Here is a 16,508-nt window from a genome sequence, read left to right as displayed (position 1 = left end):
TTTCAGAGACGCGCATCGGCTGATATGGCCGAGCGCAAGGAAAGCGGGCGCGGATCGGCCCAGACGTCACGGATATGGGCAAGGCATTCCTGGCGCGAACCGGCAAAACCCGCCGCCTGCCAGCTCACCGGAATCCGCTTGTCCTGCGGCCAGATCGAGTAGTGATGCTCGGTGTCGAGGACGACGATCCAGAGATCGTCGCGGGGCTCAAGATTGTCCATTCGAAGCTCCTGCAGAGATTGTCGTCATGCGCAAATGACGGATCCCCCCTGCTGGAGTTTAGAAAATTGCTGAGTATTTTTTTCTTCGTTTACCCCTAAATCCGCCCAGGGATGGATCGTCATTCTACCAAATCGGCGCAGGAGCGGGCTTCATGCCCGCAGCATCAAAAGCCCTGCCGATCAAGGAGAACATCATGGATTTCGACGCCGCCAAACAGAGGCGGGTTCTGCAGGCGCGCAGCTATGTCAGGCTTGCCCCCAATATCGTCCATCTCAAGACCGCACACGGCAATCACGAAGTCGCCCTCGAAGTCGAAGCCGGCATCGCCTCGCTGACCTTCTACGAGGGAAATCCCGTGCAATCGGCGGAGCTTCTCATGGCGGCCGCCGAAGCGGTGACGGCGCAAGACCGCTCGATCAAATCGGTCGCTTTCGAAGGCCATCAGGCAAGCCTTCCCCGGCACATTTCAGGCGTCGACGGAAGGCTCGATTCCGCAATCCTCTGGCAATGGCCGTCGCTGTGGCTGCCGCAGATGTCCTATCCGCTGCCGCCCGTGCAGGAGATGACGGCAGGCCGCTATCATCCGCGCCGGCCGGCGAAGCCGAAGGGCACGGTCTACCAGCGCTTCATCCCATGGCTGGAGCGGGATATCAGCTTCAGGGTGGCCGATCCCGAAACCGATCTTGCAGCCTTCCATCGCTGGATGAACGACGAGCAGGTCAACACGATCTGGGAGGATGCGGGCTCGATCGACAAGCACCGGGAGATCCTGGAGGAAAGGATCGCCGATCCGCAAGTCCTGCCGCTGATCGGCAGTTTCGCCGATATTCCCTTCGGCTATTTCGAGGTCTACTGGGCCAAGGAAAACAGGCTCGGTCCCTATTATGATGCCGACGATTACGATCGTGGATGGCATGTCGCGATCGGCGAGCCCGATTATCGCGGCAAGAAATGGATCAGCGCCTGGCTTCCCTCGCTGATGCATTTCATCTTCCTCGACGATCCCCGCACCAGGCGCATCGTCGGCGAGCCGCGCGCCAGCCACGAGCAGCAGATCCGCAATCTCGACCGCTCGGGCTTTGCGAAGGTCAAGCATTTCGATTTTCCGCACAAGCGGGCGCTTCTCGTCATGCTGACCCGCGAGCGCTTCTTCGGCGATCATCTCTGGGTGCCCGCATCATGAACGACATGAGCGAGATGAGCGGCAGCCTGCGGAAACGGCGGCTTGCCCCGGAAGATCTTGCCAGCCCGCAGCTTTTCCGGCTGCTGCTGCGGCTTGGCCTGCCCGCCATGTTCGGCCTGTCGATCAATGCCGCGCATCACACGATCAACATGATCTTCGTCGGCATGATCGGCGAAGATCAGATCGCCGCGATCATGATCGTGCTGCCGATCCTGATGCTCGTCGCCGCCTTCGGCGAAGGCATCGGTGTCGGCGTGGCGACCGAGGTCGGGCGGGCACTCGGCGCCGGCGATCGGTCGCGGGCGAGCACGCTTGCTTCGGTCAGCCTTGCCGCCGGCGTCGTCTTCGGCGCGGCGAGCGCGATCGCCATCGTCGCATTTCCATCTTTCCTGCTGGTCGGCGCCACACCCGCCCTTCAGCCGCTTGCCCAGCATTATCTCCTCATCATCGCGGTCTCGATCCCGCTAACGATGGCGCAGATCATTCTCGATTTCCTAGCGATCGCCGAGGGCAATGCCCGCTTCAGCATGTGGACGCTGGTCGCCTGCTTCACGCTGAACATGGTCCTCGATCCGATCATGATCTTCGGCTTCGGCGTCGGTCTGCAGGGGGTGGCGATCGCAACGATCCTCTCCCAGCTCGTGGCGCTCTCCATCTACGGCGCCTATCACGCGAGACGGCTCGGCACGATCCGACTGAGATTGGGCTGGCGGTTCGGTGATCTCAGGCATCTCAGGCCGGTGCTGGCCGTGGGCGCGCCGACGACGCTGACGAGCCTTGCGACGGCCGGCGCAATCGCCGCGATGCTGTCGGTCGCCGGCACCTATCATGGCGAGGACGGCATTGCCGGCGTCGGGATCGCCTTGCGGCTGCTTGCGGTCGGCACGCTCCCGGTCATCGGCATTTCGCTCGGAGCCCAGTCCATCCTGAGCTTTGCCTGGGGCCGAGAGGATATATCACGGGTGCTTTCGGCAGCCCGCATCCTGACGGCCGTCACGAGCGCCATCGGCGGCGCCTATGGTCTGGCGGCGATCGTCTTTTCCGAACAGCTCGCCTCGTTCTTCACCAGGGATCAGGCCGTGATTTCGATCGCGGGGCAAGCGATCGTCGCGACCCATCTTCCCTTTCTGCTGTTCGGCCTGCGGCAAACGCTGCTGGTCCTCTTCCAGGCGCAGGGCAAGCCGAAAGCTGCATTGGTCGTCGGCCTGGCGCAGAATGGTTATCTGCTCTTTCCGCTGCTTGCGCTCCTGCCGCCCTTCTTCGGTTTTGCGGGCCTGCTCGGAGCAATGTTCCTCGCTTCCGCTCTGACCGGCCTGATGTCGGCCGTCTGCCTGATGAGGACGCTCAGAGCGCTCCGGCAGCGTTCTGCCGAGCATCCGGCCTCGATCCGTCCCTACCCCAGCTTTTGTCCATGAGAGGATGACCATGAACCAGTCGATCAACCCGCACGACCTTGGCGCCCATTCGATCGCCGACGATCTCTTTACGCCTGTCGATCCGGCGGCATTCAACGCCGTCTCACCGCCGATCTTCCAGACGTCGCTCTTCACCTATGACAGCTACGAAGCGATGGAGGATGTCTTTGCCGGCCGGGCGCGCAACTACATCTATTCGCGCGGCGACAATCCGACCGTTCGCGAATTCGAACTGCTAGTCGCCCGCCTCGAGGGCGCGGAGGACGGACGCGCCTTTTCGAGCGGAACGGCCGCCATCACCGCGACGATCCTCAGCCTCGTCGAGGCCGGCGACCGGGTCGTCGCCGTCCGCCACCTCTATAATGATGTCTATCGCCTTCTCGTGAAGCTGCTCGGCAGGCTCGGCGTCACCGTCGATTTCGTCGATCCCTCCGACCATGACGAGGTGCGCAAGGCGCTGCCCGGCGCCAAGCTGCTCTATCTCGAAAACCCCTCCTCCTTCGTCTTCGAACTTCAGGACATCGTGGCGCTGTCGGCCATGGCGAAAGAGGCCGGCGTCACCTCCGTCATCGACAATTCCTGGGCGACGCCGCTCTTCCAGAAGCCGATCCAGCACGGCGTCGATATCGTCGTTCACGCCGCGTCGAAATATCTCGGCGGCCACAGCGATACGGTCGCCGGCGTCGTTGTCGGCTCGAAGGAAGCGATCGCCAGGATCAACTCGACCTCCTATCCCTATGTCGGCGCCAAGCTTTCGCCGTTCGAGGCGTGGCTGCTGCTGCGCGGCATGCGTACGCTGCGCGTCCGTCTCAAGGAGCATGAGCGCAGCGGGCTTCTGCTCGCCGAGCGGCTGAAACAGCATCCCGACATCGCCCGCGTCCGCCACCCGGCCTTTCAGGATCATCCCGGCCGGGCGACGCTGTCGGGTTATGCCGGGCTCTTCGCCTTCGACCTCACGCCCGACATCGATGTCGCGCGCTTCGTCAACGGGCTGCGCGAGATCCGCCTCGGCGTCAGCTGGGGAGGACCGGAAACGCTCGTGGTTCCGGCCAAGATCGCGCTGCAGATCCCTGACCGGATGACCACCTTCATCCGGTTCGGCGTGAGCGAACAGACAATTCGTTTCGCCGTTGGGCTGGAAGAGCCGGAACTGCTGTGGAGCGACCTGCAGCAGGCGCTGCACGCCGCACGGCGGTAGTATCCCGGCGATGTTCATGATCGGGGCCGGCGGGTTCGGTGATCGCCGAATGGCAATGCTGCTCCGCCGCCTTGATCATGAAATTGACGAGCGTGCGGGAGACGCCGAGTTCGGCGGCGATATCCTTCTGCGGCACGCCGTTGAGGCGGTGGCGGATGAAGGCGTCGTTGGTCCGCTTCGGCAGGGCCTCGAGTGAGGCCAGCACATCGCGCAAGGTTTCGGCAGCGACAAGCTGGTCGAGCACGGTGGGGATGGGAGCGGTTATCTCCTGAACCTGATCGATCGACCTATAGTTGTTCAGCCGCTGGCGCCGCCGGCGGCTCTCGTCGAGCGCGAGATTATAAACCATGCGAAAGGCATAGCCGATCGGGCAACGAATGCCGTCGGTTTTCACCCCATAGGCCTTAATCACCCCGTCCTGAAAGATATCCTCTGAATATGATCTTGATTTGACAACGCTTTCAATCGTTTTGAGAAGTTTCTCCTTGTTTTCGATCATAGCGTTGACCACGGCATTTCCGTTCACATCACGATGCGATGCTCGCATAGTCCTGTACCTTTTTTACAAATGGAAAATCAGGCTCTGTCGTTGCTGGTCGGTTCAGTCTTGACGCTCCTATTTTGAGCGAAAGTGCACGATTTGATTGCAGTGTCTATTTTAAGGTGATAACAAGAGTCAAGTTTAAATCGACCAGGTGAAGGCGAGAAAAAAATGGGAAGAACAGTCGAGATCCTGACAGGCAAGGCGGAGCTCTGCCGCTCGATCATGGGGGCGTTGCCCGACTGGTTTTCGGAACCGGAGGTCATCGAAGCGAGTGCGGCGGCGGTCGAGGATCTGCCGGTGTTCGGTTATGTCGAAGCGGATGTCGTGACGGCATTGATGGCCTTGAAGCCGCATCTGCCCGGCGCCGTCGAAATCGCGCTGATTGCGACGCGCCCCGAATATCACGGTCGCGGTGCCGGACGCCATCTCCTCGACGAGGCCGAACGCTTCGGCCATCAATCGGGTGCCCGGCTGCTGACGGTCAAGACGCTCGCCCCGCGCGGCCTCGACGAACCGCAATTCGAGGCGACGCGGCGGTTTTATGATCGCAATGGCTTCGTCAGGGCAGAGGTCTTTGCAACGCTCTGGCACGAGGATCATCCGTGTCTGTTCATGGTCAAGCCGCTCGCTGCGGTCCAGGCAGGTGAGACCGCATTTTGAAACGACGAGACTTTCTGCTTGGCGCCTTGGCCTTGACCGGCGCACCCGCTATCGTGCGCGCTGGCGGCGGCGGGGTGGTTTCGCTCGACTATGGACTGGCATCGACGATGCTTGCGCTCGGCGAGATACCGCGCGCTGTCGTCTCCTTGAGAAACTGGGCGGAATGGGTCGTCGAGCCGGCCATGCCGCCTGATGTCGTCGATCTCGGCACCACGTCGGAGATCAACCTCGAAGTGCTCACCAGCATCCGGCCGTCGCTCATTCTCAGCACCCCTTTCCTTGCCGCACTGGATGAAAAACTGGCGCGGATCGCGCCTGTGGAGAGGTTCACCGTCTACGCCGAGCACGCAGAGGCGCTCAACTGTTCCTACGCCGAAACGCTGCGGCTCGGCACGATGATCGGGCGACCACAGGAAGCAAAGGCATTTCTGTCCGATGCCGACGCCACATTCGATCGGTTGCGGGAGCGGACAAAAAGCCTGTCTGCGCCTCCGGTAGCCGTCATCAATTTCATCGACAGCAGGCATGCACGCATCTATGGCGGCCCCGGGCTTTTCGGCGGTGCCATGAAGCGCATCGGCCTCGAGAATGCCTGGAAGGGCGAGGCCAGTTACTGGGGATTTCAAACGATCGGCCTGGAACAGCTCGCCGAACTCGACAAAGAGGCGCATCTGATCGTCGTTTCGCCGCTGCTTCCTCCCGACGTCCTCACGCAGCTTTCCGACAGCCCACTCTGGACCAGCCTTCCCTTCGTCAGACAGCGGCGAATCTCGGTCATTCCAGGCGTTCTGATGTTCGGTATGGTCGAGGAGGCGCTGCGGTTTTCGACCCTCGTCGTCGATACCCTGGAGACTGCCGCCCGATGAAGGCTCGATTTTCTCATCTCGGGGCGCCCGCACTTGCGGTGCTGCTGCTCCTTTCCGGATTGGGCCTTGCCCTATTGGAAGTGTTGCCGGCGCTGCCTCACCTTGAGGCTGCGACCGGCGGTTATGATGCGCAACGCCTTCTCCTCCTCTATTCGACGCTTCCGCGCATGGCGACGGCGCTGATAGCAGGCGCCGCACTCGCACTCTCCGGCACGATCCTGCAGCAGGTGCTGCGCAATCCGCTGGCCTCACCGACGACGCTCGGAATTTCCACGGGCGCCAATCTGGCGCTGGTCTCCGCCATGCTCGCCTTTCCCTCACTGACTGGATGGAGCCGGGACGCGGTGGCGCTTTCAGGCAGTGCGCTTGCTGCCTTCGCCATTTTTTCGATCAGCGCCCGGCACGGCTTCTCGCCCTTTTCTCTCATCCTGTCGGGCATGATCGTCGGCCTCTGGTGCGGGGCGGCGGCAGCCATCCTGGTGCTGATGAACGACCAATATCTCTCGGGGATTTTCATCTGGGGCGCCGGATCGCTGTCGCAGCAAAGCTGGGCGATCCCGACGTCGCTGTTGCCGAAGGTGGCGCTGCTCTGCGGGCTTGCGCTTCTCGCCACGAGACCGCTCGCTCTCAGCCAACTCGGCGATGCCGGCGCAACGAGCCTCGGCCTGCCGATCAAATGGGCGCGGAGTTTCATCCTGGCGATTGCCATTGCCCTTTGCGCCCTCGTCACAAGCGCCGTCGGCGTCATCGGCTTCATCGGGCTGGTCGCCCCGCAGATCGTGCGGCTCGCCGGCGCAAGGCGCATCATCAGCCAGTTGATCTGGTCGCCGGTAGCCGGTGCCGGCCTTCTCCTGCTGACGGATCAGGCGATCAAGCTTCTTGCACCCGGCGATTTCGTGCCGACCGGGGCGGTGACCGCGCTGCTCGGCGGGCCGATCCTGATCGCTCTCCTGCCCCGTCTCGCCACAATCTCGCGCACGCTGCCGGCTATTGCATTGCCCCGGCCTGTGATCGGCAACAGAACGACATCATTCGCCATCCTGCTCGCCTGCGTCATCGCATTGGCGATCGCCGCGATCTTCTTCGGCCGCGCACCCGACGGAGCCTGGACGTGGCTGCCGGCCGCCGCATGGGATGAAATCCTTCCCCTTCGGCTGCCGCGGGTCGCCGCTGCATTCGGCGCCGGAACCGTGCTCGGCGTGACGGGACTGATCCTGCAGCGGCTGACCGGAAACGAAATGGCGAGCCCGGAAGTGCTCGGGGTCTCGGCAGGAGCAACGCTCGGCGTTGCGACCGCCATGTTTACCTTTGCCGCACCGGGACTGCCGCTGCAGCTTGCCTGCGCCGGCGGCGGCGCCCTCATCGTGCTGACGCTGATCTTCCTTTTGAGCGCCCGTTCCGGCTTCGGCCCGAACCGCGTGCTGCTCGCCGGCATCGCCTTCGGCGCGATCCTCGACGCCGGGATCGGCGTCCTTGCCGCGAGCGGCGATCCGCGCGGCCTGGCGCTGATCCGCTGGATGGCGGGCTCGACCTATTTCGTCGATAATGCGGTGGCGGCAAGCGCCCTGCTGATTGCACTCGCCTGCCTGATCGCCGCCTTTCTCGCCAGCCGCTGGCTTGCCCTGCTGCAACTTGGAACCGAGACGGCAAGCGAACTCGGCCTCAGGATCGTTCCCGCGCGCGCGGTCTTGTTCGGGCTCTCCGCGATCATGACGGCAGCAGCGACGCTCGTCGTCGGCCCGTTGAGCTTTGTCGGATTGATGGCGCCGCACCTTGCCCAGGGGCTCGGTCTTCGTCGGCCCTCCACCCAACTCCTCGCCGCCGCCCTCATCGGGGCGGCCCTGCTCGTGATCGCGGACTGGGCTGGGCGCATGATTGCTTTTCCCTATCAGGTGCCGACCGGCTTGATCTCGGCTCTTGTGGGAGCCCCGATGCTGCTGATCGTTCTGCGCCGGCGGAGGTGAGGGGCGGCCGGACCAAGCTCGGCCAGTCACCGCCAGTCTCATTTCCTGCGACGTTCAACAATCCGCAGAAATGCGCAAAACAGTATCCGATCTCCGAAGTCATCTGCTCGCACCGCTTGTTCTTCATCCAACCTAAAGCATAGCTCCATCAATGCAGAGGCAGGCCCTGCACGAGGCATGGGCACCCAGATGATCAGGCACGCTTGCAGTTCATCTGCCACCAATTTCATAGGGAGCTCCATGAGCAACATAATCACGTTCCCCGAGAAGCAAGCAAATCCGTCAGGCCATGCAAAGGAGCCGGGTTCGCCGGCAGCGCAATTGGAAGAAGCCCGGGCAAATATCGCAGCGGTGATGGATCAACTGGTCGCCATGTTCGAGAAGTTGACATGGCTCGCCCATGCAGCGCGAACAGAATCCGATACGGCATACACCGCAGCCCGGGAGAGCCAATGCGTGGATCGACAGGATGAGGCGCTGGACGGACATCGGGCCAAGCCGTTGATCGTAACCTAGCTCGCACCTGCCAAAGCGGCAGGAAAACGCCGGTTCGCGCGAACGTGAATATGAGAAGCCAACATCACTGTGCGGTTCCAAGACATGCTAATCAGGTACGATTTTAAGCCGCAGTCCGGCAATCGTGGGCTTCATAGGAGATCGGCCCAGTGAACAACCAGGACACGAGCGCCAATATACTTGAAGTATTGGAAACTGAAGGGCTCCGGACGGACGGAGAAGCCGGTCGATTCCGCTTGGAACTCGATGCTGCGGCCAGCGCTGCTGCCCACGGAGATTTCTCGCGACGAATGCGGCAGAACTTTCAAGATCCCGAGTTCAATCGAAGTGCCGAAACTTTCAACGAACTGCTCGCCGTCCTGCAGGAAAGCTATTCCGAGATCAGCCGGATCGTCTCGGCGCTCGCGGACGGCAATCTCGCCGTGCGCGTAGAAAAAAGAAGCTGCGGACGGTTCGAGCAGATTTACAGGAACTTCGACCTGACTTTAGCGACGCTCCGGAAAGTGTTGGGCGAAAGCGGATCAATGCGTTTTGCCGAGGTGGCGACTAATTTTGCCCGGATGACTGCGACATTCATGACAGAAAGGAGCGGCCCGGATATCAAGATTGCGAACGACGAGTCGAAACCACTGGCATCACCGGCTCGAGCATTGTGGGACAGGCTTTTTCGTGCTTTCTGACCTCTTGCCGCCCTCTCTGGCAGGCATGCTAGTTTAAGGCTCGGGAGCGCAGTCGCGTCTGGGACGGTTTTTCTCCGTAAGTCGACGCGTAGACGGCCGAAAAGCGCCCGAAGTGGAAGAAGCCCCATTTCAAGCAAATGGCTTTGACGCTTTCATCGTTTGCAGGATTGAGAAGATCTCGTCGAGCTGCCTGCAGGCGCAAGGCAAGCAGGTATCCTGCCGGGGTTACGTATTTGAACATGCGAAAGCCGGTTTCGAGGGCTCGGGTTGAAACTCCGGCGAATTCGGCCACAAGCGGCATGGTGATCGGCTGATCGATATGCTCATGCATGAATTCGATCGCCCGTCGAACATGCCGCGGTGCGATCATATGCACTTTCTTGCCGAGAAACGGCGTCAGGCGGTGCGGTACCTGGCGAACCACGAGATCGGCCATCGCCTGGGTGAGATTCGCCATCGCAATTGGAGAGCTCATCAAGAGACCATCCTCATTCATACCGTCGATGATCGTCTCGGCGAGTCTTTGTATCGTCGCGCCGCACGCCGTCGCCCCTTCCAATTCGAACAGAAATTCCAGCGACCCATCCAACGGCTTTTCGAAAATTTGCGCCACGGTCTGACGAATGACCGACCAGTCGATCAACAGCTCATCGATCAGACTGTTCTGACCGTACATCGCGACTTCGCCAGCTTCATAATTGGTGTAGAGAAGAAGCTGGCTTGCGGAAGCCTGACCGCAACGCGAGCCGCGAGTGATACCCATGCCACCGCTGCGCGGAACGATAATGCACAAGTATTGAGCCGTTTCCGAAATCGGCTCGACCCGAAATGTGAATTGATCCTGGTGTGAGCCTCGCACCAGAATTGTGCTCTTGGTCACCGCAAGATCGATCCCCCAGCTGAATTCTTTGCTGCGTCCCGCCGGCTCGGCGGAGAATGTGCCGAATGCGCTGCCAAGGGTTTCGATCATATTATCGAATGAGGCGCCTCGATACCGAAAGGTGAGGGGCAAGCTCTGATCATCCTCCATGAATTCCTCCCTGATCGGCCAACTCCCCACGCCGCCGCCGGCAACGTCACCGCCGAACTGAATACAACATGTCTTGCTTGGCTAATACAGAAGAGGCGCACTGCAACTATCCCCAACGCGAACGCCTATCCACATTCCGAATGCGGAAAGAGCGGCTGAAACGAGGAAGCCGCATGATTAATAAAAATTTACGGATCCCGATGCTCCCGTTCTCGCACGAGGCTATCTCGGCAAGACTAAGGAGCAGCACATCATGCGAATAACCCTCAAATTTACTTTGTTCGGACTTTTTGGAACTCTGGTCGCCATTTCACTTGGACAAGGTATTCTGGGGTTGCGATCCCTATCCACGATCAAGACCGCCAGCCGGTCGATCGCCCTCGATACGGTTCCTTCCATGTTGACGCTCAGCCAACTCAACGTCGACTACGGCGATATGCGCGTCGCGCATCTCGGTTATGTCCTCGCCCGCGACGCAACGCGCCAGGAGATTCTTTCCGATTTGAGCAATACGGCCGGGCAGATCAGCAAAGACCTGCAGGATTATCAGCCAGCCATCACGAGCGACGCCGAGCGGACGATCTACCAGAACTTCGTAAGCGCAGACGCGGCCTATCAGCAGATATGGCGGCGAGCCAAGACGCTCGCAGACACCGGCAAGCCTGACGATGCGATGGCGCTGCTGCTCGGCGAGGGCAGAACGAGTTATGACGCAGCCGGCGACCTGATCCAGAAGGACGTCGACATAAATGTAGCCGACAACAACAGCAACCTGACGACGGCCGACGCGGCTGTCGAGTTCAGCGTCACCTCTGCCATCGTTGCGCTTGCGATTGCATTCGCAGCTGGTGTGGCCGCGATCGTCCTCAGCCATCTGCGTGTTATTGCGCCTCTATTCCGGATGTCCACTTATATGAACGCATTGCGGGGTGGGGACACGGCGCGCGAGGTCCCCGGACGCGAGCGTAGCGACGAAATAGGCGACATGGCTGTCGCTGTGGAAAAGTTCCGCCAGGCCCTCATCGCCAACAGCCAGTTGGAAGCCGAAACAGAACAGGCTCGGGCGCAAGCCGAGAAAGATCGCATTACCGCTCAGCAGCAGGCCGAGGCCGAGGCGGCCGAAAGGCTTCGTATAGCAACGTCTGGCCTGGCGGTAGGACTGAAGCGCCTGGCATCCGGGGATCTGGCATTTCAGTTGGACGACGCTTTTGCGGCCGATTTCGAAGCTCTGCGTCACGACTTCAACAGTTCGGTTCAACAACTGGCCGCCACTCTCTCGGCAATCTCAATGGCTACCGTGACCATTGACGGCGGCACGCGCGAAATCAGCCAGGGAGCCAACGATCTTTCAACGCGAACGGAGCAGCAGGCTGCTTCGCTCGAGCAAACGGCTGCGGCACTCGACGAGATCACCACGAACGTTGTCAATTCATCGAACCGCGCCGAGGAAGCGCGAGTGGTGGCGAACCAGGCGAATGCCAGTGCGCTGCGATCCGGAGAGGTCGTTGCAAGGGCAGTCAACGCCATGAGCCGGATCGAAGAGTCATCGAACCAAATCTCCAACATCATCGGAGTGATCGATGAAATCGCCTTCCAAACAAATCTCCTGGCATTGAATGCCGGAGTGGAAGCCGCGCGGGCGGGCGAGGCTGGCAAAGGCTTCGCCGTCGTGGCACAGGAGGTGCGGGAGCTTGCGCAGAGATCGGCGACGGCTGCCAAGGAAATCAAAGCGCTGATCCGAACCTCCAATGCCGAGGTCGGCGATGGCGTCAAGCTGGTCAGCGAGACCGGCGAGGTTCTCAAAACGATCGAGATAGATGTCGCCACGATCAACGATCATATCGAGGCTATTGCGACCTCTGCACGAGAGCAATCTGTGGGCCTGAGCGAAGTCAATGTCGCAGTCAACCAAATGGACCAAGTCACTCAGAAGAACGCCGCCATGGTTGAAGAAACGACTGCCGCCAGCGCATCTCTGGCAAATGAAGCCAAGATGCTCACTCAGTTGGTCGAGCGTTTCAAATTGAATGGTGATCGGCAGGATCTGCGACGTGAGCCCACCGCGCCATCCTCATCGGCAGTGCAGACGCTCGGCAACAGAGTGGCTGCCGCCTTCGGCCGCGGGTACGCAGCATAGGCGCTCAATGCCTTGGGGAACGAATCTGGCGGAGCCGAAGGGTGACGATGCCCGTCTGCGGTAAGTAATTTGCCTTGGCAATAGGAGAATGGGTCATCGCCCACCAGGCCGTCAAGATAGGCGGCCTGGTGGGCGATGGACGATCAGCAATCGAAGTCGGGCGCCGAGACGTCCTGTTCGTCTCGGCGGCCCATGCCTTTACCACCGATACTTCAGTGTGCCGGTCATGTTGCGGCCCTGACCGAGATAGCAGAAGCCCTCTTCGCAAACCGTTTCTCGCTCGTCCGCGATATTGCGGATGGCGAAGGCTGCCGTCAGGCCCTCATATTTCTTGTCGACCGCGCCGAAATCATAGGAAGCGGATGCATCGACATAGAAAGTCGCAGGATTTTTCGAGGTGTTGGCAACATCCGTCCAGGTCTCGCCGATGTAGCGCACGCCGGCGCCAACCGACAGACCATTGAAGGGATTGCTTTCCTGGAAGGTGTAGTTCGCCCACAGGCTTGCAATATGGGTCGGGGTGACGGCGGGAGTATTTCCGACGTTGTTGCCCCCCGTTACTTCGGAGTCGTTGTAGGTATAGGCCGCAATGATATCGAGACCGTCGGCGATTGCCGCACGGGCTTCAAGCTCGATACCCTTTCCAGTCACTTCGCCCTGGGAGTCATAGGCAAAGGTCAGCGGGTCGGCGAGCCTCGGCTTATTCTGCTCGACGATGTGATAGGCGACCGCCGATAGCAGTATGTCGGAGCCGGGAGGCTGGTACTTCACGCCGACTTCGTATTGCTCGCCCTTCGTCGGCGGAAGAATTGTGTTGGTTGCGGATCGGTTGGTGACCGGATCGAAGGAGGTCGCGTAGGAAACGAACGGCGCGATGCCGTTGTCGAAGAGGTAAAGCGCGCCGGCCTGTACGGAGAAGGCGTTCTTGTCGACATCCTCCGAGCTGACGGTGGGCAAGGTCGAATCCCGCGTCTGGTCCACCCAGGTCTGCCGGCCGCCGAAGTTGAAGCGCCAGTTTCCGACCTCGACCTGGTCCATGGCGTAGATGCCGACCTGCCGCATATCGGCATCGGAAGCCAGGAAATTATAGTCCGGCGTTGAGCCCGAGACTCCGTAAGTCGGATTGGCGATATCGAAGTCGAATGCCGGATCGGCGGCTCCGAAGCCATAGCCAAAGCTCGACTTGAGATTGGTGTAGTCGAGCCCGAACAGCATTGTATGCGCAACAGGACCCGTATCGAACTTCGCCTCGAGCTGATTGTCGACCTGGAAAACGTTCATTTCGTCGCGGATCGCATTCGTGCCGCGATGCGCGACGGTCCCGGTCCAGCTGGTAATGCCGAGGTAGCGGGCCCTGAGATCGAGATGCGAATAACGCAGGTTCTGCCGGAAGGTCAGGCCGTTGTCGAATTCATGCTCGAACTGATAGCCGACCTGCTGCTGCTTGACCTTCTGGTAGTCATAGTCGGGGTCGCTCTGTCTGATATCGAGAATCCTGCCGTCCACCGTCGTGATCGCGCCGACATTGGCGTCGGTCTCGTCGGACTGCGCCAGACCATACACTGTCAGAGACGTGCCCTCGTCCGGCTTCCAGGTGAAGGACGGCGCCAGGAAATAGCGGTCGTCGGCAATATCGAAATTGGTATCGCCGCGGCGGGCAAGGCCGACGATGCGGTAGAGAAAGTCGTCGTTGTCTTCGCTGATCGGCCCGCCGAAATCGAACATTCCCTGCACCCGGTCCTTGGTGCCATAGGACATGCCGACTTCGCGGATCGGCTCTTCAGTCGGAAGCTTCGAGATCTTGTTGACGAGGCCGCCCGGCGATCCCGAGCCGTAGAGAACGGAGACCGGCCCCTTGATCACCTCGACACGCTGCAACTGATAGGGATCGGTGCGGAACGTGCCGTAATTGATGTAGGGCTGGCGCAATCCGTCACGATAGTCACCGACCGTAGTGGCGTTATAGCCGCGAATGTAGATCTGGTCGAAACGCGGATCGAAACCGCTCGTTCCTGTCGTCACGCCGGCCGTGTAGCGCACCGCCTCGATGACCGACTGCGCGCCGCGCTGCTCGATTTCCTTCTCGGTAGTGACGGAGATCGAACGCGGCGTCTCGACGAGCGGCGTGCTGATCTTGGTCGCGCCCGCGCTGTTCTTGGCGGTGACCGACGTCCGGTCGGTCTTGCTATCAGAAGCTGAACCCTGAATGACGATTGGTTCCAGCGTCGTCGAAGTATCGCCTGCGGAGGCGCTCTGGGCGGAAGCCGGCGATGCTGCAATGCCGATCAGAACGACTGCCGTCGTGGCAAATAGGCTCTCTCTATAAATTCGCGGTAGATTATTAGAAACATTCAAAAAAACACGCGCCATCACTTGGTCCCTACGTCACAGATGCGCGCGGAACCTATGGAGCGAATTTGCCCTTGTCAACATAAGGTGATTGTTTTAGTCATCTTTTAGCCGATAAAATCTCCGCGCTTGCCTCTCCCGAGCAGGTTGCACGCAACATGGAAGTCCGCAGCGCTCTCCGCCGAGTAATTGCCGATGGAGGGGCGGTTTTGTCGTGCGTGAGGCCAAGTGCGGACGGAGACGCTGTTAGCCTTGCTCGGCAATCGCGGTTTTTAAAGCGCACGGCATCGGTAAGCTTGACCCGATGTGACGCATGTTGACGACAGGCTGTTCTCAACCGGCACAAATCATTAGGGCAAGTACATCCTCTTTTCGGGTGAACTCCGCAGCCCGTCTTGTCTCCGGTCACCTTCTTCCTAAATTCGACGCATGGATACCGAGCGAACCACAGCTCCTATCAAATCGATAAGCGCGTCTTCGCGAAAACCTCTGCAGAGGTTGAGCCCGGCCATTATGGAGCAAGTCGAGCGCCTGCTCGGGGGGCGCACGCGCGATATCCGCCTGCATGGGGAACTGGCTCAGCTTTTTCGCGAACGCTCCTGGCCGCGGACGGCCAAGATCATCCGCGCGTGGATGGTTTGGGTTATCGTGCTCGACATCCTGACATTGGGCCTCAACGCGATCCTGCTTCCGGCCGAAACCGTCATGTCGATGCTTTGGCCGGCTTCTATCCTTCCCCCCGCCGCCCTTGTCGCCGTGATGGTCTTCCGGCGGCCGCACGCTTTGTGGCTGCAGGGCGTTTTCATCCTCCCGGCGGTTTTTCTCATCCTGCTGTCCGTCGCCTTGGTGGGGGTGAACAGCGGCGGCGAGTTTTATGAGCGGCATTTGACCATCATGCTTTTTGTTGCCGTCACCGCCATCATCATCTTTCCCGTTCCGCTCGGTTGGGCGATGGCGATCGGGGCTTCCGCCCTCGGTCTCTACCTTGTGTTTCAGCTGCGCAATCCAGGCATCGAAGCGGGAAGCGCTCTCGCCGGGACGCTGTTTTTCGCGAGCGGTGTGGCCGCGACCGTTGTTGCCCGCCGCACCACCAACATCTTCGCCCAGAAGACTTTCCTGCTCGAGTTACGCGATCGAAGCCGCCTAGCAGAGCTGACCGACGCCAACTCGCAGCTGGAATTGCTGGCGCGGACCGATCCGCTGACGGGTGTCGCCAACCGGCGTTCGATGATGGAAACGCTCCATCATTTCTGGAACGAGAAGCTGATGCGGACGAGCGGCGCGGCGATGCTGATGTGCGATCTCGATGACTTCAAGCATCTCAACGACAATCTCGGGCATGCCGAAGGCGACCGCTGCCTGGTGAAAGTTGCCGGCATCATTCAGAGCAGTATGAGAGATGAGCAGGATCAGGTCGCCCGCTACGGCGGCGAAGAGTTTCTCGTCTTTCTGCCTGGCTCCGATGAACAGGAGGCCAGGGCGGTCGCCGAGAGAATCCGCAGCCGAGTTGAAGCCGCCTCTCTTCCAAATCCCACCTCGCGTGTCGTTCCCTGGGTCACTGTCAGCATCGGAATAGCGATATTGCAAGATGGCGACGCCGTGTCCGCAGAGCGCATGCAGCACCAGGCGGATGCGGCACTCTACCTTGCGAAAAAGACCGGCCGCAACCGCGTGGTGGTTCACACTCCGGAAGCCGGTCTGGCCGGCTGAAGCAACCCTGCAAAATTCTGCCCGGAACCGAGCG

The 16,508-nt window shown here is 60.5% G+C and carries 14 protein-coding genes and 1 pseudogene; 10 read left to right on the top strand and 5 right to left on the bottom strand.

Annotation, left to right across the window (positions count from 1 at the left end; genetic code table 11):
- Positions 1-2: 2 nt before the first annotated feature.
- Complete coding sequence (locus GGD57_RS24855; protein ID WP_184472874.1) at positions 3-221, bottom strand: MbtH family protein; 219 nt, start codon at positions 219-221, stop codon at positions 3-5.
- A gap of 194 nt (positions 222-415) precedes the next feature.
- Between GGD57_RS24855 and GGD57_RS24850 the strand changes: the two genes are divergently transcribed.
- From GGD57_RS24850 to GGD57_RS24840, 3 genes are read left to right on the top strand one after another with little or no spacing between them, the layout of a single operon-like run.
- Positions 416-1,405, top strand: coding sequence for a GNAT family N-acetyltransferase (locus GGD57_RS24850; RefSeq protein WP_184472933.1), 990 nt, complete (start codon positions 416-418; stop codon positions 1,403-1,405).
- Positions 1,402-2,820, top strand: a complete 1,419-nt coding sequence (locus GGD57_RS24845) for an MATE family efflux transporter (RefSeq protein ID WP_184472873.1) — start codon at positions 1,402-1,404, stop codon at positions 2,818-2,820. The genes GGD57_RS24850 and GGD57_RS24845 overlap by 4 nt, the downstream gene beginning before the upstream one ends.
- Before the next feature lie 10 nt (positions 2,821-2,830).
- A complete protein-coding gene (locus GGD57_RS24840) occupies positions 2,831-4,018 on the top strand; it encodes a PLP-dependent transferase (protein WP_184472872.1) in 1,188 nt (395 codons plus the stop codon).
- Here GGD57_RS24840 and GGD57_RS24835 read toward each other — a convergent pair.
- On the bottom strand, positions 3,909-4,565 hold the full coding sequence (locus tag GGD57_RS24835; protein ID WP_184472871.1) for a sigma-70 family RNA polymerase sigma factor: 657 nt from the start codon (positions 4,563-4,565) through the stop codon (positions 3,909-3,911). The genes GGD57_RS24840 and GGD57_RS24835 overlap by 110 nt on opposite strands.
- Positions 4,566-4,730: 165 nt before the next feature.
- On the opposite strand from GGD57_RS24835, the gene GGD57_RS24830 reads away from it, so the two are divergent.
- From GGD57_RS24830 to GGD57_RS24810, 5 genes are all read left to right on the top strand, one after another.
- A complete protein-coding gene (locus tag GGD57_RS24830) occupies positions 4,731-5,222 on the top strand; it encodes a GNAT family N-acetyltransferase (RefSeq protein ID WP_184472870.1) in 492 nt (163 codons plus the stop codon).
- 32 nt (positions 5,223-5,254) lie between these two features.
- Complete coding sequence (locus GGD57_RS24825) at positions 5,255-6,088, top strand: iron-siderophore ABC transporter substrate-binding protein (RefSeq protein WP_184472869.1); 834 nt, start codon at positions 5,255-5,257, stop codon at positions 6,086-6,088.
- Positions 6,085-8,052, top strand: a complete 1,968-nt coding sequence (gene fhuB / locus GGD57_RS24820; RefSeq protein ID WP_184472868.1) for a Fe(3+)-hydroxamate ABC transporter permease FhuB — start codon at positions 6,085-6,087, stop codon at positions 8,050-8,052. Before GGD57_RS24825 ends, fhuB begins: the two co-directional genes overlap by 4 nt.
- A 240-nt stretch (positions 8,053-8,292) precedes the next feature.
- Positions 8,293-8,568, top strand: a complete 276-nt coding sequence (locus GGD57_RS24815; RefSeq protein WP_184472867.1) for a hypothetical protein — start codon at positions 8,293-8,295, stop codon at positions 8,566-8,568.
- A 149-nt stretch (positions 8,569-8,717) separates the two neighbouring features.
- Positions 8,718-9,248 carry a hypothetical protein gene (locus tag GGD57_RS24810; protein WP_184472866.1) on the top strand — a complete coding sequence of 177 codons (531 nt, stop codon included), beginning with the start codon at positions 8,718-8,720 and terminating at the stop codon, positions 9,246-9,248.
- Positions 9,249-9,276: 28 nt separating this feature from the next.
- On the opposite strand, the gene GGD57_RS24805 is transcribed toward GGD57_RS24810, so the two are convergent.
- The gene (locus tag GGD57_RS24805; RefSeq protein WP_184472865.1) at positions 9,277-10,278 is read right to left on the bottom strand and encodes an AraC family transcriptional regulator; all 1,002 of its coding nucleotides are present in this window, start codon (positions 10,276-10,278) and stop codon (positions 9,277-9,279) included.
- Between the two features lie 253 nt (positions 10,279-10,531).
- Here GGD57_RS24805 and GGD57_RS24800 point away from each other — a divergent pair, with 253 nt between their 5' ends.
- The gene (locus GGD57_RS24800) at positions 10,532-12,415 is read left to right on the top strand and encodes a HAMP domain-containing methyl-accepting chemotaxis protein (RefSeq protein ID WP_184472864.1); all 1,884 of its coding nucleotides are present in this window, start codon (positions 10,532-10,534) and stop codon (positions 12,413-12,415) included.
- A gap of 56 nt (positions 12,416-12,471) precedes the next feature.
- Here the strand turns inward: GGD57_RS24800 and GGD57_RS29550 are convergent.
- Positions 12,472-12,620: pseudogene (locus GGD57_RS29550) on the bottom strand (siderophore-iron reductase FhuF); the annotation flags it as partial.
- Positions 12,614-14,785: a TonB-dependent siderophore receptor gene (locus tag GGD57_RS24795; RefSeq protein WP_184472863.1), complete on the bottom strand. Its 2,172-nt coding sequence runs from the start codon at positions 14,783-14,785 to the stop codon at positions 12,614-12,616. The gene GGD57_RS24795 and the pseudogene GGD57_RS29550, both read right to left, overlap by 7 nt.
- A gap of 408 nt (positions 14,786-15,193) precedes the next feature.
- On the opposite strand from GGD57_RS24795, the gene GGD57_RS24790 reads away from it, so the two are divergent.
- On the top strand, positions 15,194-16,474 hold the full coding sequence (locus GGD57_RS24790) for a GGDEF domain-containing protein (protein WP_184472862.1): 1,281 nt from the start codon (positions 15,194-15,196) through the stop codon (positions 16,472-16,474).
- Positions 16,475-16,508: the final 34 nt, after the last annotated feature.

The organism is Rhizobium esperanzae (assembly GCF_014197615.1).
Taxonomy (GTDB): Bacteria; Pseudomonadota; Alphaproteobacteria; order Rhizobiales; family Rhizobiaceae; genus Rhizobium; species Rhizobium esperanzae_A.
Note: the sequence above shows the minus strand (reverse complement) of the source record. Positions and strands in the feature narration are given on the sequence as shown.